The sequence below is a fragment of the Xanthomonas sp. NCPPB 4467 genome, assembly GCF_041475665.2.
GTDB lineage: Bacteria > Pseudomonadota > Gammaproteobacteria > Xanthomonadales > Xanthomonadaceae > Xanthomonas > Xanthomonas dyei.
Window position 1 is genome coordinate 5,223,350 of sequence record NZ_CM191260.1, and the last position, 19,799, is coordinate 5,243,148.

Here is a 19,799-nt window from a genome sequence, read left to right on the forward strand (position 1 = left end):
CCAGCGCTTGTTGGGTCACTCATGACTGTTCGGCGCGACCGTCGCGGTGAAGTGTCTCGGCTCGCCCGTGATCGGGTCATCGAATGCCAGCGTCTGCGCGAACAGCTGCAACGGCCGCTCGGGATCATCGGGCCGCTGATCTTCCAGATCGGGATAGAAGCGGTCATGCAGGATCGGCGCGCCCAGCGCGGCCATATGAACGCGTAACTGATGCTTGCGCCCGGTGACCGGCTCCAACCGGTACGTCCACGTGTCGGCGCCGCGCGCAACCACATCGATCAGCGTCTCGCTGTTCGGTTCGCCCACGCACTCGCGCATGCGAAAGAACGGCTCGCCCGGCTCAAGTCGGCTGCGATGCACATACGGAAACATCAGCCCCGGCAGCGGCGGCGCCACCGCCAGATAGTGCTTACGGATGCGTCGCTCGCGGAACAGCGCCTGGTAGATCCCGCGTGTCGCCGGGTTGGCCGAGAACAGCACCAGCCCAGCGGTATCGCGGTCGATACGGTGCAGCGGCACCAACGCGGGGTTATCGAAGCGGCGCACTAATCGCGTCAGCAGCGTCGCGCGCACATAGGCACCAGCTGGCATCACGGGCAGGAAGTGCGGCTTGCAGGCAACCACCAAGTGCGAATCGACATGTACTATCGCTTCCGCTAGCGGTATGGCTGGCTCGTCCACTACTTCGCGAAAATAGTGGATGTCGGCGCCAGGCCGACATGGTGTCGATGTGTTGAGCGCATAGCCATTCGCATCCAGCACACGACTCCGCACAAAGCGATCACGCCAGGTACCAACATCCACACGTGGGAAGCAGGCACACAGCGCTTCGAACACCGTTTCCCATGGCCCCGACGGGAGCTGAAAGCGGCTAGCCCGGCTGCCGTCTTGTGCAAAGCGAACTATAGACATCGATAGGATCGAGTTGACTGGAGAGCCTAGATCGTAGCGCCCGGTGTATCACAGTCCTAATACCGAGCTGAATTATCAGCAGATCTCGCTAATCCATCGGTCAGGCCAGCGCTAGCGACGTGCACCGGTCCAGCCAAGCCACTTTTATCAACTCAACTTCACAGCCGAGCCAGCTTTGCAAAAAATTCCGTGGCAAATCCACTAAGAAAAAGGTAAAAGACAGTTGCTATATGCTCCGCCAGTGAGGCGAAGCAAGCTTACTCACACGGGGGGTGGTCGTGTCGAGCTACATCTTTGTTTCACCGGGCTCTGATCCTGGGATGGGGCGTCCGCTAGCTGATCCAATTCTTAGAACTACTGCTGGTGCGCGTTCTACTATGGGAACTTGCCGGCCCGACTTACGTAAACGGGTGCAATTAGGAGACACTATCTTCGTGGTCAGTGGCAGCATGGGAAAGAATGTACAGCAGTATGTGATCGGGGGACTTGAAATCCAAGACAAGTTGGCAAGCCAGATTTCAGCCTTCAATCAATTTCCCGAAAATCGACTTCAATTCAATGAAGCCGGTCAACGACTTGGCAACATCATCGTCACTGAGGATGGTCGCCATCACCCACAAGACCGCCATTCCAATTTTGAAACTAGAATCAAAAATTATTTAGTAGGCTCAACTTCTGTGTTACTGGAAACGCCAAGAGAAGTTGAGTTAGGACGTGAGCGATCGGTTGACATTTTGGCTCGAATATTCGAAAAATCCCGCGCAGACCGTATACAGCAAGTTATTGGGCGGATGCGAAAACTAAGTGACGATCAGGCAGGAAGACTCAAGGAAGCACTGGAAGAACTTAAAAGAGAAGCCAGAAGATAATGAACTTGGCTCAGCACATTGCCGGCCGAAATTTAACGACGGGCGATGTTGCTCGAAAAACCTCTATCCCATTATCCCGCGTTGAGAAAATAGTTGCAGGAGATGAGCCATCACTGGCAGAAGTCAAGAAAATCTCAAGGGCAATCCATGTTCCTATTGGCAATCTCCTATATGATAAAGCAGGCAACCGAGCAGAGCCTCCTTATCGGGTCTTACTAAGAAGAACATTAGATCAGAGGGGTGAAGACGTCGAGTCATCTCTTGAGATCGTTTCAAGTCAAATCGCGGATATTTTAGATGTTACGCGTGACTTAAAGAAAAACATCGAATGGCTGAGCATATTTCGAGGCCTTCTTCCGCGGGTTGAACAAGCTGAAGAGTTCTCTTCCATATTCAGGCGCGCATTTGCTCAGCTCGATGATCAAGAACCATTCCTATTTCTTCCTCAAACGCTAGAAGAACTGGGTGTTTTGGTTTGCTATGGACGTGACATAAAGATCGATGGTGTTTCGGCAATCATTGAAGGTCGGGCCATTATCTTGTTGGGAGCACGGACTTTTAAACCAAGAATGCTTTTTACTCTTGCTCACGAAGTTGGCCATCTAGTAGCACGTCATGATTTACGCAATCAAGATTTTGCGCAGCTGGATCAGCATGTTGGGCACATTGATGGCACGCAAAATAAGGATGAGGAGCGCTTCGCTGACGCATTTGCTACTGCTGTTTTGATGCCTAAGAAGGGATTTCTTATTAGCCTTCAACACATACGGCAGCACTATGGCGCCCATGGGGCTCTGGGAGACATTGAGATCATGACTCTCGCACGATTCTTCGGCGTAAGCTTTGAAGTGGCAGCCAGGCGCTGTGAAACGTTTGGGCTGTTAGAGCCAAGCGGTGCGCGTGCGCTTTATCAAGCGATAGTTGCAAAGCATAAAAACCCGGAGCGCCGTGCTGACGAGCTGGAGCTTCAGCCGCGCGCTCCTATAGTAATAGAGACGTCATCTTTCCTTCTGGCAGAAGCTTGTAGGCAAATTCAACAGGAAGAACTCTCAACAGGAAGAGCAGCAGAACTTCTCAACGTTCCGGTGTCTCGGCTTTTCGCAGCAAACGTTAAGACATAGGCGTGATCGTTCTACTTGATGCATCCACGCTGATCAACCTCGCCAATGGCGAGGTACTGGCCCTCATCTTGAAGCTCGAAGACATAGATTTTCATATCAGCTCCTTTGTAAGAAATGAGTCGAGCTCTATTGTTGAGGTTATCGAGAAGCTTTTGCAGAGCAATCACCTAACGACTTCCTCTGATGATTTGATTTCTTTAGGTGCGTTCCGTGACGGTAAAGTCGGCATGGGCCTTGGTGACGGTGAGACAGAGTGCATTTTGATAGCAGAAGCACTTGGCTGTTTGATCGCCTGTGATGATGGAAGGGCTAGAAAAAAGGCCGTCAGCAGACTCGGCGATGAAAGTCGCGTCACAGGCTCGATAGGCTTACTAACCATCGCCTGCCGAAGAAAACTCATAACACCCGAACAGGCACAAGCAGCTGTGACGAAAATGAGGGAGTGCGGTGGCTATCTTCCTGATGTGAAGTCGGACTATTTCGCAAAATAGCTAAATTTTTTCTGGGCGTAACCCAAGAGTGTCATTTCGCAATACACGGCTGGTGTATTCCGCCAAATATTGGCGTACAGCGACGAAAGGATTTGAGATTACTTTTTTTATCTGACTACGGCTTTGAAATACGCTGCTGCATTTGTGGCATTGATGATCAATATGCGGAGTGTAGGCCCATACTCCAATGTCAAAGTGCGGCGTGAGGCAGGCTGGACAAGTTAGCGCGACAACTCTTCCGCCTAGATGTGGCATTGCACTCTGCGCCATGTAATAGCGGATTTGGTCTGGATCGAGCTCAACTCCATCTATGGTGACTGACTCAAAGGTGTCGTCAACCTTCGGCTCAATCTCTCCTTCTTCGCTTAGAGCATGAAGGTGAATGCCTGTTTCCTCTGGATTTTCTGATGTCCATAAGATCGCAGGGTTTGATCCCCAGATCTGCAAGCCGCCTGGAAATTGGGCTTGCGATATGTTGATTTTTCTGGGCGCTGAAATTTGTTTTCTCGGACAATTTTCAATTGTCGACTTCAGCTTTGCGAGAGGATTGCCGATGCCTGCATAGGTGTCTGAGAACTGTCTACCACAACCATGGCACTGATGCTTACGATGAAGATGAACAGCAAACCAGTCTCTGTCTAGGTGTTCAAACCCACAATGTGTGCAAATTACAGTGGCGGTTGTTAAGCCGAATACACTTGAAATCATGTAGTTAATGGCATCGATCTCATCAACAACGAACCAGCCGGAAGAAATTAGATCTGCGGAAAATGGGATACGTAGCCTACGGTAGGTTTTATCTATATATTTAATGGACTGACCGTCTAGTTTTCGGGCATGAACATGGATTCCACGATCCGTCGGAAGGGTGGTCGTGTCATAAACTGCCGGAACAGAACCCCACAGAGCTATTCCACCCTGAAAGCTCTTGTAATCAAGATCTAAAGACTCAGTCGGCAATATTGGCGCATCATGCGCAGCGACGCATGCTTCGGCGGCGATGCCATATTTCGCTGTCGCGTTAGCGTGATGGGAAACGCACCAGAATCGGCTTCCACCATCCCGCCGCTTACCGACATAAATGATCTCGCAAACCATGCCGCCCCCCGTGTTTGGCAGTCAATCGGAAGATTAACGCGTCCTTTTGTTATCACACTAAAAAATCAAAGACAAGAGGATGCGACCAGAAATAACTTCGCTAAGGGGTATAACGCTCCTTATTTGAGAAAAATTAGCAGTAGGCGGTTGAAGTCACTCGCTAACGCTGCCGCTCGCTTAACTCAGCAGGCATTTCGCACGCTCGTGCTCGTTTATTTTCTGTGACACGTAAATAAGTAGAGCCAGGCGCACCTTCCCATAAAGTAGAAGAGGCCTTGACCTCCCATACATCCCCCACCCGCCATCCTCGCCTCCAGCCTCAACTGGAGAACGCACGATGATGAAGTGGATGGGTACCGCGCTGGCCGCGGCGTTGCTGGTGACCGGGTGCGCCAAGGTGGAGGGCGAAAAGTTCGTTGGCCACTGGGTCAACGTGCAGACGCAGGAAGAGACGATGGACATCGCGCGCAATGGCGAGACCTTCATGGTCCGCAGCACCACGCCGAAGTTCTTCAGCCGCAAGCCCAAGACCGAGAGCTACCCGGCCGTTTACAAGGACGGGGCGCTGCAGGTCACCAACGATGGCGAGACGGTGAACTTCGCCATCGATGAGACCAACGGCCACCTCAACACCGGTGGCGAGCAGTACCAGCGCGTGCCGACCAAGTAAGGACGCCGCTGTGGCCAGCGCCCGCGTGCTGACCTTCACCGTCGCACGCGGGCGTTTTGCATTTTTTAGCCCTGCCGGTTTGTCGATATCTTTGCAAGCACGTCCGCGAACGCTCTCAACGCGTCATCGTTGGCCCAGGCGGAGTGACTGTCTGTTGCGATTGCTCAAGCGCTTGCTGCTGCTCTCGCACCTGCGATTGAGCTTGATTGATCGATTGCACGCGTTCGAACGATTGGTTTTCAGGTGTTTGCACCGCCTGCATAGTGGCCATGTCGGCACGAAGGTGCGCTGGGTCGCTCCGGACACCCTGAACCAGAAACACCTTTTCTCCGGCCGCGAGCTTGTCTGTTGGGTTATTGAGCAGCACATGGTCCACACGCGTCAGGCCTTCTTCCTTTGCTAGCACGAGCAGGCTGGCCGTCATGCGCTGACTCGATGCATCCCACTCCCGGCCATGTTGCGCATCGAGCTTTTCCACGCCACCTTTGATCTGTTGGTACAGCGCGTGATCTGCGTGATCTTGCTGCGTTGGCAGAGATGGCCTTGCCGACAATGGCGCTTGTGAATCACGGCTCGGCAAGTCCTGTTTCACATCGTTGACGAGGCTATCCGTAGCAGACCCTGGCTCCGGCCTACCGTGTTTGCGCTGCAGTGGTGCGATGTGCTTGTCGTAATAGTCCCCGTAATACTGCTCGTACGTCTTACTCGGCCCAACGGAAGGCTGCTCAGTCTTGAATGCCTGGGCAATCTGATTCAACGCTGCATCACGCGTGATTTGGCCTGCCATCTGCTGATCAGCAATTGCTTCGTACTGCTTTGGTCTCGTACCGCTGCCAGCGATACCGATATCGGGACCTTGATGATTCAGAATCTCACGCCGGACCAATGCATTACTGAGTGTTGCGGCAGCTTCGCCGCGCAGCATGTTGGTGACATACGCATGTTTGGAGGAATGATCAGGCTGCTCGGTAAACCGATGGTGTCCAATTTCATGGGAGAGCGAACGTGCGATGCGCGCACCTTGCCCGATTGCATTTTCGTCAATGACCACTTGCGTGCGGGGAACCAGATAAGTTCCGGCACCAGCGGCTCCCCAGACAACACCGACATTATCTCGATTGAGCTGCGCAAGACCTGCTTGAAGTGTGGGCGACTGTTGCAGAAAAGGTATCACCGCGGGATCTGATAGGGGCGAGGGCGGCTTCACGGCCGCGGTCGATGGCGTGGATTGCTGTGGCTGGGGATATTTCGACTCGTCGGTGTTTTTCATCATGCACTCCTTTGCAGGGGTCCAGCTAAGCAACTTACTGCTTGCTGATTGTAATAAAGCTCAGGTTGGCCTGATCTTTAGTCAGCCCAAGGATGACGGTTACCTGTCCCCTCTGAAGCGACCAATAGGCGCTCGAACCCGCTGCGTCTGGCCGCGGCGGGTAGAGCAGCGCATCTGGCCAAGGCACATCCTCGAGCGCCGGGCCAGGCGCAGAAAAGTCGAGCAACAGCGTCGCATGCGAAGGGGCGTCCTGCGTGCTACGGAGCTCGATATGCTGCAAGGCCGCACCGGCCAGCGCACCACCCTGACCAACACGCACCACCATCGCTTCTTGCGATTGACGAGGGCCAAATTGTGTTTGAAGCTGGGCGCTGAGTGCTGCGACATCTTGGAAATCGGTGCCGATCAAACGATCCACATCTTGCTTGAGGCGTTCCGTCACGTCTTTGCTCCTGGTTTCAATGGGGGGCTTGGTAGCTGCTACAGCTGAGTGACTGTGTGGAGTGCTAGAAACACATCCCGCATGGAGGGTGCACGCCAATAGCCCAAGCGGCAACCAGATTGCTCGCGGGAAGGCTGCATGTCCCCAGCCAAATGGCAGACCATGTGATCCCCGAATGCGAAGCGCCATTGTCTTTATCCCGCGCTAGAACTGTCGTGGAAATCTAGCACGGCAATACCCACCTGGAATAACCAAAGCGCTGCCGCCAACGGCGGCAGTATGTCGGGAGGTTCGAACTTTTTACGGTCTTCAGACGTTGCACGGTATCGTTTGTATCGGCAGCTCCAACGCCCAACGGCGAAATGATCCTCGCTTGCGCGAATCGCGTTACCGGCCGTCGATGGCGCTTGCACCCGGGCTTCATGGGGTGGGATGCGCCGGATCAGGCTGAGCATTCGTGCCGGACCAGCTCACTTTTGGATCCGTCACCGATACGCCTTAACCCTTTCTACATTCCCCACCCGCCATCCTCGCCGCAGACTCAACTGGAGAAGGCACGATGATGAAGTGGATGGGCACCGCGCTGGCCGCGGCACTGCTGGTGAGCGGTTGCGCCAAGGTGGAGGGCGAGAAGTTCGTCGGCCACTGGGTCAACGTGCAGACGCAGGAAGAGACGATGGACATTGAGCGCAATGGCGAGACCTTCATGGTCCGCAGCACCACGCCGAAGTTCTTCAGCCGCAAGCCCAAGACCGAGAGCTACCCGGCCGTTTACAAGGACGGGGCGCTGCAGGTCACCAACGATGGCGAGACGGTGAACTTCGCCATCGATGAGACCAACGGCCACCTCAACACCGGTGGCGAGCAGTACCAGCGCGTGCCGACCAAGTAAGTCCTTTGCCGCCAGCGCCCGCGTGCAGACGTTAACCGTCGCACGCGGGCGTTTTGCGTTCTGGGGCTGCCGGCGGCTGCGAGGGCTGCCGGCGCGGCTCCTTGAAAATGCTACGCCTGACACGCCGCTCGTCCCCCGGCCTCGCTCCCCCCTCCCATTCCAGGGCGCACAAGCCGTAAAGTGCGCAGGCACGCCAGGGTCATGGCGCTGCCCGACCGATCAATCCAGCAACTACGAGGGTGTCATGAGCAAGGGGATGGACCAGAAGAAGAGCCAGAAGAAAGAGCCGACCAAGACGCTGAAAGAAAAGCGCGCGGCCAAGCAGGAAAAGAAGGGCAAGTAAGCCGCCCGGCCTGCCAGACGGCAAAACGGGGTCAGGTGGATCGCCTGACCTCGCGTTTTGAGAGAAGCGCTGTACAAGGGGCTTCAAGCACCGCCCAGGCGTAACGGGTGCGTAGGATGCCCACGGATGAAGCGATCCACCTCCGACAGCTTGGCAGGCAGCGGAGCACACAGGTGGTTGCGGTAACTGAAGAACCGAAATCCCGCGCGGTACAGCCGCTCGACCTTGATCCACTGCGCATGGTTGCGGGCCGGCGGCGCCTTGAAAGAGCGCCCCATCACGCACAGCGCTTTGCCGCAGCCAGGGCACGGTGCCACCTGGTCGCGCGGCGCAATCTTGAGACTTCTGCGGCACCCGAAGCAGGCGTGCGCCAGGCGTTAAGTGGCGCCGGTGACAGGCGGCTTCGTTCTCCGCGGCTGACGGGCACCGACTGCGTAACGCACTGCGGTGCGGTGGGCTTTGTCGGTGGAATTCATTGGCGGCCCCCCGTGCCGGCCGCATCGGGCTGACGCTGCACGACGTACCAGGTACTGCCGTCGCATGACGCGGTGCCGGCCCAATGCGTGGCGGGCAGTATCGCTGCGACCTCCCTAGGCAGAGCCTGCTGCCAATCCAGGTTGGGAAAGGTCGCGGGGAAGGTCGTGCCGTTCGGGTTGGCAGAGTGCGCGTAGATGCCGGTATCCATCGTATCCGAACTGAGGTCCGCCCACAGTTGCACCGCTGCACCACGATGCGCCAGACGTGTCTCCAGGTAGCACAGCACACGCACTGCAACCGCATTAACCATCTGCCGATGCTCAGCAGAGGAGTGGCCGCGGCCATTCCAGTCCACGTGCGTATGCCACAGATCGAACCAGCTCTGCGGGTCCAACCGGTCGACCGCAGCACGCGCCTTGGCTTCTGCCCGCGCCCAGTAGCGCTCCATCCGTTTGCGACGACGTCGGTCCATCGGTGTGGTCCTGTTTCTAGAATTGATTACTGCCTACAACAGCCAAGCGTTGCAGCAGGCAGTGCTGCCTTACCGCGCAACGGTCAGACCAGATTCGCTAATCTGCTCTGGTTATGTGCTTAACGCGGCATGCTGAAAAAACGCGTATCACGCCGCCAGCCGCTTGATCCGTGACGGCAAATCGCCCAGCGTGCGGTGCGCTTGTTCCAGCTCGTAATCGACTTGCAGGCCCAGCCAGAAGCGCTCGGTCGTGCCCAGCGCCGCAGCCAGGCGCACGGCGGTGTCGGCGGTGATGCCGCGCTTGCCCAGCACGATCTCGTTGATACGACGCGGCGGCACGCCGGTGGCGCGCGCCAGTGCGTTCTGGCTGATGCACATCGGCTCGAGGAACTCCTCAAGCAGAATTTCGCCAGGGTGGATGTTGGGTAGGACTGTCATGGACAGATGCCTCGTGCTCAGTGGCGATGATCGCCGCGATTTTAGTGCTTGGTGTCGTAGCTCTTGCCGTCGGAGGCAGCTATTCGAAAATTTCGAATAACTGTCTTCGGCTACAGCTCTTTGCCTGAGAACACTTTTCACTGCTGTCATCGCGCCGGCTTGCGTCCATCAGAACAACGACCCCTGCACGGGCGACGCGGTGGATGGTTCTGTTGCTGGCTTGGCGGGTGCCGCCTGCTGCTGCGCACCCAACCGCCACGCCAATCCCGAAATGCGCGCGGCGTGCCGGGCGAGCGCGGCGCGGATGACCGCTTCGCTGCCGGCCAGGTGCAGGGCGCCGCGGGCGCGGGTGATGCCGGTGTAGAGCAGTTCGCGGCTGAGCACGCGGGCGTCGCGGGTGGGCAGTTGCAGCCAGACGTCGTCGAATTCGCTGCCCTGGGCCTTGTGCACGGTCATGGCGAAGGCGCTCTCGTGGGCGGGCAAGGCGGCGGGGTGGAAGCCGCGCACCTGGCCGTCGCCGTCGCCTTCGAACCAGGCGACCAAGGGGCCTTGGGCACGGCGGTCGGCGGCGGGGTCGGCGCGGTTTGCGGTGCCGCTGGGGTGGCTTGGGCCAGAAGACGGGGCTGCGTCGGCGCGCGTTGTCTCGGTGCTCGCATCGCTGCGCTCTGAGGTGGCGCTTGTGTTGTCGCGCCCCGAGAAGGGATTCGCGTCGCTTTGCCCCGAAGAGGGACTCGCGTCGCTGCGCAAACAGATGCCGACGTCGCCGTTGAACAGGCCGTGGCGGTAGCTGTTTTCGGTGATCAGCAGCAGGCGGCCCTGGAACCAGGGCGAGGCGCCGCCGAGTCTGCGCGCGCCGGAGCCGGTGTCGGCGAGCAGTTGTTCGATGCGGGCGTTGAGGCCGCGCGCGCCTTGCGGGCCGGCGCGCACGGCGGTGAGCAGGCGCAGGCGCCCTGCATCGCGCAGGGCGGCGGCGGGGTCTTGCGCATCGGCCAGGGCGCGCCAGTGGGCAAGCAGTGCGTCGCGGCCGAGGGTGAGCGGGTCGTCGCCCTCTTCGTGGAAGTGCACGCCGGCCAGCTCGCCGCTGCGCAGCAGGGCCAGCGCGGTGTCGGCGTCGCCGGCGCGGATGGCGTCGGCCAGTGGGGCGAGCGCGAAGTTTTCCGCTTGCCGATAGCCGCGTAGCAGGTGCACGCGGTGGCCGGCCAGGCCGCTGCTGTGGCTGTGGCTGATGGTGTGGCTAATGGTCTGGATGCTGGCAGGCGTGCTGCCAGTGGGCGCGTGGCCGAGCAGCGGTTGCAGCGCGTCGGCGTCCTGCGGTTGCAGGGCGTCGCCGGGGCCGGCGGCCTGCAGAATGGCGGCGAGCACATCGCCGGCTTCTACCGAGGGCAGTTGGTCGGCGTCGCCGAGCAGGATCAGCTGAGTGCCATCGGTGACGGCTTCGACCAGCTTGCACATCAGCGGCAGGTCGACCATGGAGGCTTCGTCGACGACGATCAGGTCGAACGGCAACGGGTTGTCTGCGTTATGGCGGAAGTTTGGCGAATCCGGGATGACGCCGAGCAGGCGATGCAGGGTGCTGGCGCCGGATGGGAGGAGGGATTCCCAGGGCAGTGGCGGGCCCTCACCCGCCCTTCGGGCACCCTCTCCCGCTTGCGGGAGAGGGGAAACAGCGGGGTTCGGTGGCTGCTTCGCTTGGAAGGCACTGTAAGTAGGCGGCAGCTGGATGCCGGCGGCGATGGCGCGCAGGCTTTCGGCCATGCGCTCGGCGGCGCGGCCGGTGGGCGCGGCCAGCGCGATACGTGGCGGCGCGTGGCCGGCGGCATGGGCCTGGGCGATGCGCAACAGCAACAAGCGGGCGATGGTGGTGGTCTTGCCGGTGCCGGGGCCGCCGGTGATCAGCAGCAGTTTGCGGCGCAGGGCCAGCGCGGCGGCTTGGGCCTGGCGGTCGGGGGAGTTGGACGGGGCCGGTGGCTTCGTGCCGTCTTGGTGGTGGGATGGCTCGGGCAGGCCCGACCCCTCACCCGCGCTTCGGGCACCCTCTCCCGGGGGGAGAGGGATTGGGTCCACGGGCTGAGCGGTTGGGGTCGCGTTTGGGAACAGCTGTGCGAACAACGGCGCCAGCGCGTTGGCGTCGAACGCCGGCATGGGCTGGGCAGCGACGCGTTGCAGGCCTAGCGCAAGCCGGCGTTCGTACTCGCGGTAGCGGCGCAGGTAGAGCAGGCCGTGTTCGAGGACCAGCGGGCAGTCGGCGGCGGCCGGATCTTCGGGGTTCGGTTGGTCGACCCAGCGCGAGGCGGCCAGGGTGCGTTGCCAGTCGGTAGGGTCCGGGAATGCGGGCGATGGGCCGTCGCGTTGGTCCAGCAGCATGGCGGCGCGCGCCGGGTCCAGCCCGGCATGGCCGCTGGTGACTGCCAGCGACGCGAGCGCGGCGGCCGCCAGGACCTGTGGGTCGGTGTCTGGGGCCAGGCGTTGCAGGCTTTGGGCGAAGGCCAGATCCAGCGTGCGCAGGGCGCCGCTCTGGTGGAGGGCGGTCAGCAGGGTTGGGTGGCTCATAAGGTGGATGCCTGACTCGCGGACGTAGCGTCACTCCAACCCCCGCTCCGCGCCCAGGCCCACGCCAGTGGCGCGGGCGCTCCAGGGCACGCGCGCCAGCGGCGCGCCACCAGTGCCTGATCGCCCCGGGGGGACAGGGGCTTTATTGCATCGGCGCTGACGGGCTGCGCGCTCTCCCGGAGGGACAGGGACCTTGGTGCGTCGGCCGCAAGAGGCTGTGTGCTAGTGGGCATTGGGCGTGCCTGCGTTGCTGGAGGTCGGCTCCAGGGCGCTGCCGGCGAACAGCGCGTCCAGGGCGTCGACCAGGGCCGGGTCGAAGCGCCAGGCGTGGATGCCGGGGGCGGGCGAGCGGGGAACGGCAGCGCTGGCGGAGCCGGGGTCGGCCGCGTTGCGGGTGGCGTCCAGGCCGCGACAGAACAGGTAGCGCACGCCGCCGAAGTCGCGGGTGTAGTCGTAGCCGCCACCGTCGGCGGCATCGCCCAGGCGGAAGCGCAGCCAGCGGTGCAGGGCCACGGTGTAGATCAGCGCCTGCAGCTCGTACTCGCTGTGCGCCATGGCGCGGGCCAGGGCGTCGGCGTCATAGCTGGGCAGGCGGTTGGATTTGTAGTCGAGCACGTACCAGCGGCCATCGACGGTGTAGGTGAGATCGATCAGGCCGGTCATCAGGCCTTCCAGGCGGTGGCGCGCGCCGAAGGCCTGGCGGTCGCCGACCACACCAAACCGATGCAGCAACGCCAGCAGCGCATCGACGCGGGTGGGCCGCATGGCGAAGTGGAATTCCATTTCGTTGCGGCGCTGCGGCTCGGGCACGGCGGCCAGGGCGGTGCCTTCGGGCAACACCACGGTGAGGGTGTGGCCGATCAGGGCGGTGAGCACGCGCAGGCCGTCGTCGAGATCGTCCTGGGCATAGCCGCCGCGTTGCAGGGCGTCGAGGATTGCGGTGGCCTGACCCTCGGGCGCGGGTTGGCCGGGCTGCCACGCGTGCCAGGCGGCAAAGTCGCAGCGTTCGAACACGTCGTGCATCACCACGCCGAAGCGGTTGCCGGCAAAACGCGCATCGAACGGTTCGGCCTCGGTGGCTGCGGCAACCGCCACCGCCTCGCTGCCGGACGGCTCGTCGCTGCCGCCACTGCCCACCACGGTGGCGCTGGCCATCGGGTCGATGGCGGCGCCGGCATCGGCGTTGGCCAGCTGGGTGAAGCTGTAGACCCACCATTCCGGCGCGATGTGCCGTTGCGGACTGCGCGCCGGCGGCACCTGCGCCTCAATCGGCGGCGGCAGGCGCGGCAGGTTGGCTGGCGGGGTGCTGGTGTCCACCACCACCGCGCCCTCGCCTGCCGCGCCTTGCAACGCATCGAGCGCGCGCAGCATGCCCGACAAAGCAGTGCGTTCGTGCTGATGGAAGCTGCCGCTGGCGATCCATAGAGCATGCTCGGCGCGGGTCAGGCCGACGTAGAGCAGGCGTGCGTCTTCGGCACGTTGTTCCTGCTTCCAGGCGGCTTCGGCGGCACTCCAGCTGGGGTCGTCCTTGTCTGTCTTCCAATGCAGCTGACGGCCGCTGTCCGGCGCATGCACCACGCAATGGCGGCCAGCGCCCTTGTCGCTGCGGCCGATGCCGATGTACGGCAGAAACACCAGCGGATACTCCAGGCCCTTGCTCTTGTGCAGGGTGACGATCTGCACGCGGCGCGCGTCCGATTCCAGCCGCAGTTGCTGGGCTTCGTCGTTGTCGTCGGCATTGGCGATGCGGCGTGCCAGCCAGTCCACCAGACCGTGCGGGCCGAGTGCGCGCACGTCGGCTTCCTGCAGCAGTTCGGCCAGTTGCAGGTAATTGGTGAGGCGGCGCTCGCCATCGACCAGCGCGAGCAGGCGTTGCCCGTGCGTGGCGCCCAGCTCGCCGATCAAGGCCAGCGGGCCGCCGCGCTGCCAGCGCTCGCGCCAGTCCAGTGCGTGCTGCTGCCAGCGGCGATGGCGTTGCCCATCGCGTTCGAGTGCGGCAATGGCGATGGCGTCTTCGCCGATCAACACCGTGGCCAGCGCGGCGCGCAGGCGGCTGTCGTCGCCGGGGTCGAGCAAGGCCTGTAGCAGGGCCAGCAGTTCCAATGCTTCGTCGGTGGCGAACAGGCTCTGCTTGCCGGCGGCGACCGCCGGAATGCCCATCGCGCCCAGCGCTTGCTGGATGCGCGTGGCCTCGCCGTGGCTACGCACCAGCACGGCGATATCGCCGGCCTGCACCGGGTTGCCATTGATGGTGGCGGTGCCGTCGCGACCACCGGCCAGCCAGCCGCGGATGGCAGCCACGCAGGCGGCGGTGGCCAGCTCGCGCGCGCGGCCGGCGCTCCAGGGTTTGGGCTTGCCTTTCGCAGGCGGCGGCGGTTCCGGCGCGCGCCACAGCGTCAGCGCCGGGGCGGTGGCGCCATCGCGCTGCAGGTCGGCATCGGCGCGCTTGGTGCCTGCCTGCACCGGGTGAAAGGCGATACCGTCGGTGAGGAAGGCCTCGGTGTAGCCGGCCTGCGCGTACAACGCATCGATCGCCGCCAGCACGCCAGGGCGCGAGCGGAAATTGTGGCTCAGCGGTGGCGCCAGTTCGGCGGTGATTGCGGCGGCCAAATAGGTGCGCACATCGCCACCACGAAAGCCGTAGATGGCCTGCTTGGGGTCGCCGATCAAAAACAGCGCCGGCTCGAGCCCGGCCGCACGTGCGAGCGGGCCTTCGCCGAACACGCTGGAAAAGATCGACCACTGACGGTCGTCGGTGTCCTGGAATTCGTCCACCAGCGCGATGGCGTATTGCGCGCGCAGGCGTTGCACCAGTGCACCGGCTTGCGGGCCTTGCAGCGCGTGCGCCACGCCATCGACCAGGTCGTCGTAGGTCTGCACACGGCGCTGGCGCTTGAGCAGCGCGAGCCGTGCGATGGCATCGTCGCGCAGGGCATGCAGCAGACGGATGCGGCGGCGTGTGCGCCATTCTTCGACACGTGCCAGCGCGGTGAGATAGCCGTCGATTTCGTGGCTCATCGGCGAGGCCGGCGTGCGATCGACGAACTTCTTGTTGGTGCCCGATGCCAGTTCGGCAGCGGTCAACTTGAGCAGCTTGGGATGCGGGGCGCTGTCGTGCGTTGGCGCGGCGGCGAAGCTGTCGAACCAGTGCCAGAGCGCAGTGAGCCAGTCCGGTTTGTAACTGACCTTGCTCAAGATGCCGCCATCGATGGCGGACATGATGGATTCGAAAAACGCCGTGCCATGCGCGTGGAATGCGCTTGCCAGCGCGTGGCGTGCATCGTCCACCGCCTGCAGCAATGCGGCAGCATCGTCGCTGCTGGCATCGGACGCTGTCGGCAGGATCGCCGCGTGCCGCACCAACGCGCGCAGATCGGTGGCCAGCGCAGGCGGGCCGCCAGACCACAGCGCGATCAAGTCTTCGGCCATCACCGCATCGGCCGCACGTTGGCGCCACAGATCGGCGGCCACTTCGCTCAGCAGTTCGCGGTCGTTGGCGAGCAGTTGCGGCGCGGCGAAGGCCTGGCCGCTTTCCAGCGCATGTTCGCGCAGCACGCGCGCGCAGAAGCCGTGGATGGTGAACACGGCGGCCAGGTCGATTTCTTCTACCGCCTGCTGCAGGCGGCGACGCAACGCGGCCGGGGTTTCATCGCCGGTAGCCAGATGCGCGGTGAGGATGGCGCGGGTGAGCAGGACGTCGGGCGCTTCCTGTAGGAGCGGCCTTGGCCGCGACGGGACGTCGGCGAGGTCGATCGCGGCCGACGCCGCTCCTATAGACGCTGATGGAGCGTTGGATGCCTGCGTTGCAGGTGGTTTGGTCGCGGCCAGGTCCGCTCCTACGACGGTGTCGGGGACGAGGGAGGCGGCCAGCACCAGGCGCTCGCGGATGCGGCGGCGCAATTCCTGCGTGGCCGCTTCGGTAAAGGTCACCGCCAGGATCTGGCCGATGCGCAAGCCGCGCTCGACCACCAGCCGGGTGAACAACGTGGCCAGGGTGAAGGTCTTGCCGGTACCGGCGCTGGCCTCGATCAGGCGCACGCCGTGCAGCGGCAACTGCAGATACGGGTCGCTCACAGGCGCGCTCATTCGGCGTCGTCCTGCGCGCCGTGCCAGTGCCGCCAACTGTCGATCAGACGCTCCGGGTCGAGCGTGGTGTCGGTGTTGCCGCGTTCGAGCAGGTCGTACACGCGATGGCTGGTGGTGGCGAAGTCGGCAAAGCGCTGCGCATCGGCGAACGGGTCGCGGCCGCGATTGACCAGGCGTAATTCCGGGCTGTGCGACTCGCTCCAGCCGAAGCTGGCCTGCCATTGACCGGCGGCGTCCTTGATGGCTTTGTCCAGATCATCGCTGCGCGCGGCCTGGTGGTATTTCCAGCTGCTGTACGGCGCAAACGCCAGCGGCATTTGCAAGCCGTGGCGATACAGCTGCAATAGCGCGCCCAAGGCGTGTTGCGCTTGCGTCTGCGAGAGCGGTTCGGCATCGATGGGATACGGGCCCAGGCCATCGTCCTGCTCGAAGAAACGCACATACGGCACGCGCTCGCCGGCGGCGCGCAGCAGCAACCATTCCAGGCCGTGGCGGATCGCGCTGCGGCCACTGAGCGCGCCGACCTGCACGCGCCCCACGCCATCGGCATACCAGCCGGGCACGCGGCCGTGGACGTCGATATCGCCTATCTGCACCTGCAAGCGGCGCGACTGCGCCGGCGCATCGCCACGCCATTGCCGAAACGCGTCGGCATACGGGCGCAGCTGCGCCACACGCTCGTCGAGTTGACGGCGGCCGAGCGGGCCCGATGGCAGCAAGGCGCGTGCGCGCAGCCGCTCGTACAACCCATCGACCTCACCCGCCAACGCCGCCTCGAACACCTGCTGCTGCAAGCCGTATTGATCCAGCCCGCGCGTGGGCGCGAGCAGCGGTTCCAGATCGCTGTCTTCGCTGGCCGGGTCGGGCAAGCGCATGCCCAAGCGATGGCGCAAAAACTGCCCGGCCGGGTCGCCGAACAAGCGGCGTAGATCGTCGATGGACACGCTGGTGGGCAAAGCGATGTGATCGGCCGGCAGCGCACCGGTCACCCACGGCGCCAGCGGCTGGCGCTGGCCGGTGAGGCTGTCCACGGCAGGGCGCCATTGCCGGCGATAACTGAAACGCCGCGGGTCTGCGCCGTCATCGCCCAGCGCACCGAATGCGGCGGCGGCAAACGGCTGCAACGGGTGATGCACCACCAGCGTGTCGATCGCCGCTGGGTCGGCGTGGTACTGCGCCGCGCTCGCCAACAATTCGCTGACCAGCACCGACGGCTCGCGCACGCTGCCATCGCGCGCATCGGCGCCGAGATAGCTCAGATAGAACACGTCCTGCGCAGAGGCGAACAACTGCAGAAACAAAAAGCGGTCGTCCTCGCGGGTGGAACGGTCGCCATGCCGGCGACGCTCGGTGCCCAATTCTGCGGTGAGCCGATTGAGCCCGGCGGCCGGGTCGCGACGCGGGAAATCGCCATCGTTCATGCCGAGCAAACAGATTACGCGGAACGGCAGCAAGCGCATCGGCACCATGCGGCCGAAACTGATGCCGCCGGTCAGCAGCGGCGCACGCGTGTCCGATTCGCCCAGTATCGCTTCAAAATGCGCACGCACCACCTCGGCCGGCACCTTGCCGGCGTAGTGCGCGCGCTGCGCATCGCGGGCGAATTGATCGATCAGGCTGCGCAACCGATCCAGCGCGCGCTGCGCGCGCGGGGCCGATGGCGCGGTGGGAATCAACGCATCCAGCAGCTCGAGCAAACGCTCGCGCCAGTCGACAGGCGGCATCGGCTCGGCCAGTAGGGACTGATGGCGTTCGAGCACGCGCAGCAACCGCATCAGCGTGTCGAGTGCGGTCAGTGCGCTGCCTTCCAGCTGCGGCCATGGCGCCACGCCATCGATGTCGTCGTCGGCGCCGCTGGCATGGCCGAGCAGCAGCCGGTCCAGCGCAAAACGCCAGGTGTAAGCGTCATCGCCGGGCGCCTGATGCTGACGCCGATGCAGCGCATCCAGCCCCCAGCGCGCGCCGGCCGCGTGCAGCCAGGTGCGCAGGCGTTCCAGCCCGGCGTCGTCCAGCCCGGCGGCCTCGGCGATCGGTGCGCTGGCCAGCAGGTCGAGAATTTCATGCAACCCAAAGCGTGCGATCGGCAGCTTGAGCAAGGTCAAAAACACCTCGGCCAACGGCTCGCTCGCCAGCGGGCTGGCGTCGGCCAAGGCGTACGGCACTGCATCGTCGCTGCCATGGCTGCCGAATACCGCCTCCAGATACGGCACATACGGGTCGATGTTGGGCGACAACACCGCAATCTCGCGCGGCTGCAAGGGCGGGTCGAAGCGCGGGTCGTCGAGTAAGGCGCGTAACTGGTCGTGCAACACCTGCAGCTCGCGCAAGCGCGTGTGGCAGGCATGCACCTGCAGGCTGGGGTCGTGCAGATTCACCGCCGGCAATGCCGCAGGCACGGCGGGTGCGCGACGATGGAACAGATCGCTCTGCATGCGCCGCAGCAGGCTGTCGCCCAGGCCGCCATCGGCAAGTGCGCGACGGCCGGACTCCAGCGGGTCGGCGTAGGCGGCGATCTCCGCCAGCGGATGCACCACCTCGTAATCGCCCACCAGCGCCATGAAATCGCGCCCGGCCGCACCCCACGCCTGCAGCAACGGATTTTCCTGCACTTGATCGACGAATAGCTGCACCGCGCCGTCTTCGCGGCGGCGCTGCCATAGCGTCTGCAGATCGCCCCAATAGCCTTGCGTGGGCGTGGGCAGATAGAAATGCAGCGTGCCCACGCGCGCTTGGGTGGCCAGCACGCGCAGCACGTCGGGCGAGATATTGAGGATGGCGAAGGCGAACAGGCGCGTCGGCAAGCCCTGCGGCAACGGCCCATCTGCGCGCGCGTAACGGTCCAGATACTGGCCGATGCGGCGCGCACGGTATTGCCGCCCGGTGGCGATGCTGCGCCACAGCCGTGCCTGCGGGTCGTCCGGATCGGCGCCACCTTCCCAGCGCAGCAACCAGTCGCGTCGCCATGCCTGGTACTTTTCGAACACGTTGCCCAACTCGCCGGCCAACGCCCATGGCTTGAGCGCATCGCCATCGGCCAGATAGCCGGCCAGCGGTGCCAGCGCGGCGTCGCTGCCCAGATCCGATTGCAACGTCGCGTACAGGCGCCACTGCGTGGTCGCCATGTCCAGATCATCGTCGGCCGGGCCGAGATTGCGCTCCAGCGCGCGCGCAACGAATTCGCCCGGGGTGAGAAATTCCAGATTGGCCGCCACGCCATGCTCGGCGGCCAGCGTGGACTGCAGCCAACGCCGCATCGCCACCTGCGGGATCAGCACCACCTCCGGCTGCAATATAGGCTGCCCGGGCACTGACCGACGCAGCTCCTGCGCAAGCAAGGCAGCCAGGGTATCCAGCGCATTGGAAGGATAGAGACGAAAATCGGGCGCGGAGGTGGCGTGCATGCGTGCGGCATTGTGCCGGATGGCGAGGGAATGCGCTGTCGACCTGCCCGATGCGCGCCAGTCGATGTGCTTGCACGTACTGCGCCGACACGTGGTGTCCGCAACATGGCAACTGCGCTCAGGCGAGCGCGGCCAGTGGCAGGGATCGGTGTCGCCATCGCTTGCGGCCGCGCAGCCTACGCAGCGTCATGCGAGCCATGCTGCGCGCGACGTGTCGCCTGCCGTGTGCATGTGTAAGCCAACCGCACGCGACAAGTACCTCACTGC

15 protein-coding genes are annotated in these 19,799 nt (G+C 62.8%); 5 read left to right on the top strand and 10 right to left on the bottom strand.

What is annotated here, in order from left to right:
• Positions 1–15: 15 nt before the first annotated feature.
• Positions 16–912 carry an RluA family pseudouridine synthase gene (locus ACCQ06_RS22835; protein ID WP_316689608.1) on the bottom strand — a complete coding sequence of 299 codons (897 nt, stop codon included), beginning with the start codon at positions 910–912 and terminating at the stop codon, positions 16–18.
• Between the two features lie 278 nt (positions 913–1,190).
• On the opposite strand from ACCQ06_RS22835, the gene ACCQ06_RS22840 reads away from it, so the two are divergent.
• Genes ACCQ06_RS22840 through ACCQ06_RS22850 form a run of 3 tightly spaced genes read left to right on the top strand, consistent with a single transcriptional unit; the run spans position 1,191 to position 3,393 of the window.
• A complete protein-coding gene (locus ACCQ06_RS22840; protein WP_146096775.1) occupies positions 1,191–1,781 on the top strand; it encodes a hypothetical protein in 591 nt (196 codons plus the stop codon).
• 5 nt (positions 1,782–1,786) lie between these two features.
• Positions 1,787–2,902, top strand: coding sequence for an ImmA/IrrE family metallo-endopeptidase (locus tag ACCQ06_RS22845; protein ID WP_316689611.1), 1,116 nt, complete (start codon positions 1,787–1,789; stop codon positions 2,900–2,902).
• A gap of 2 nt (positions 2,903–2,904) precedes the next feature.
• Positions 2,905–3,393, top strand: coding sequence for a PIN domain-containing protein (locus ACCQ06_RS22850; RefSeq protein WP_316689612.1), 489 nt, complete (start codon positions 2,905–2,907; stop codon positions 3,391–3,393).
• Here ACCQ06_RS22850 and ACCQ06_RS22855 read toward each other — a convergent pair whose 3' ends face one another.
• Positions 3,394–4,491: a hypothetical protein gene (locus ACCQ06_RS22855; protein WP_316689613.1), complete on the bottom strand. Its 1,098-nt coding sequence runs from the start codon at positions 4,489–4,491 to the stop codon at positions 3,394–3,396.
• Between the two features lie 337 nt (positions 4,492–4,828).
• On the opposite strand from ACCQ06_RS22855, the gene ACCQ06_RS22860 reads away from it, so the two are divergent.
• On the top strand, positions 4,829–5,161 hold the full coding sequence (locus ACCQ06_RS22860; protein WP_316689614.1) for a hypothetical protein: 333 nt from the start codon (positions 4,829–4,831) through the stop codon (positions 5,159–5,161).
• 115 nt (positions 5,162–5,276) lie between these two features.
• Here the strand turns inward: ACCQ06_RS22860 and ACCQ06_RS22865 are convergent, their stop codons facing one another.
• Together ACCQ06_RS22865 and ACCQ06_RS22870 are read right to left on the bottom strand one after the other, a co-directional pair.
• The gene (locus ACCQ06_RS22865) at positions 5,277–6,431 is read right to left on the bottom strand and encodes an XVIPCD domain-containing protein (protein WP_316689615.1); all 1,155 of its coding nucleotides are present in this window, start codon (positions 6,429–6,431) and stop codon (positions 5,277–5,279) included.
• A gap of 34 nt (positions 6,432–6,465) precedes the next feature.
• Positions 6,466–6,873: a hypothetical protein gene (locus tag ACCQ06_RS22870; protein WP_104617337.1), complete on the bottom strand. Its 408-nt coding sequence runs from the start codon at positions 6,871–6,873 to the stop codon at positions 6,466–6,468.
• Positions 6,874–7,432: 559 nt separating this feature from the next.
• On the opposite strand from ACCQ06_RS22870, the gene ACCQ06_RS22875 reads away from it, so the two are divergent.
• Positions 7,433–7,765 carry a hypothetical protein gene (locus ACCQ06_RS22875; protein ID WP_104617336.1) on the top strand — a complete coding sequence of 111 codons (333 nt, stop codon included), beginning with the start codon at positions 7,433–7,435 and terminating at the stop codon, positions 7,763–7,765.
• Between the two features lie 426 nt (positions 7,766–8,191).
• On the opposite strand, the gene ACCQ06_RS22880 is transcribed toward ACCQ06_RS22875, so the two are convergent.
• The 6 genes from ACCQ06_RS22880 to recC all read right to left on the bottom strand — a co-directional run bounded on the left by ACCQ06_RS22880 (position 8,192) and on the right by recC (position 19,532).
• Complete coding sequence (locus ACCQ06_RS22880) at positions 8,192–8,386, bottom strand: hypothetical protein (RefSeq protein ID WP_316689617.1); 195 nt, start codon at positions 8,384–8,386, stop codon at positions 8,192–8,194.
• A gap of 194 nt (positions 8,387–8,580) precedes the next feature.
• The gene (locus ACCQ06_RS22885; protein WP_316689618.1) at positions 8,581–9,057 is read right to left on the bottom strand and encodes a hypothetical protein; all 477 of its coding nucleotides are present in this window, start codon (positions 9,055–9,057) and stop codon (positions 8,581–8,583) included.
• Between the two features lie 147 nt (positions 9,058–9,204).
• Positions 9,205–9,495: a HigA family addiction module antitoxin gene (locus tag ACCQ06_RS22890; RefSeq protein ID WP_316689619.1), complete on the bottom strand. Its 291-nt coding sequence runs from the start codon at positions 9,493–9,495 to the stop codon at positions 9,205–9,207.
• A 168-nt stretch (positions 9,496–9,663) separates the two neighbouring features.
• The gene (locus tag ACCQ06_RS22895; protein ID WP_316689620.1) at positions 9,664–12,045 is read right to left on the bottom strand and encodes an AAA family ATPase; all 2,382 of its coding nucleotides are present in this window, start codon (positions 12,043–12,045) and stop codon (positions 9,664–9,666) included.
• A gap of 222 nt (positions 12,046–12,267) precedes the next feature.
• Positions 12,268–16,131 carry an exodeoxyribonuclease V subunit beta gene (gene recB, locus ACCQ06_RS22900; RefSeq protein WP_316689621.1) on the bottom strand — a complete coding sequence of 1,288 codons (3,864 nt, stop codon included), beginning with the start codon at positions 16,129–16,131 and terminating at the stop codon, positions 12,268–12,270.
• Positions 16,128–19,532 carry an exodeoxyribonuclease V subunit gamma gene (gene recC / locus ACCQ06_RS22905; RefSeq protein ID WP_316689623.1) on the bottom strand — a complete coding sequence of 1,135 codons (3,405 nt, stop codon included), beginning with the start codon at positions 19,530–19,532 and terminating at the stop codon, positions 16,128–16,130. Before recC ends, recB begins: the two co-directional genes overlap by 4 nt.
• Positions 19,533–19,799: the final 267 nt, after the last annotated feature.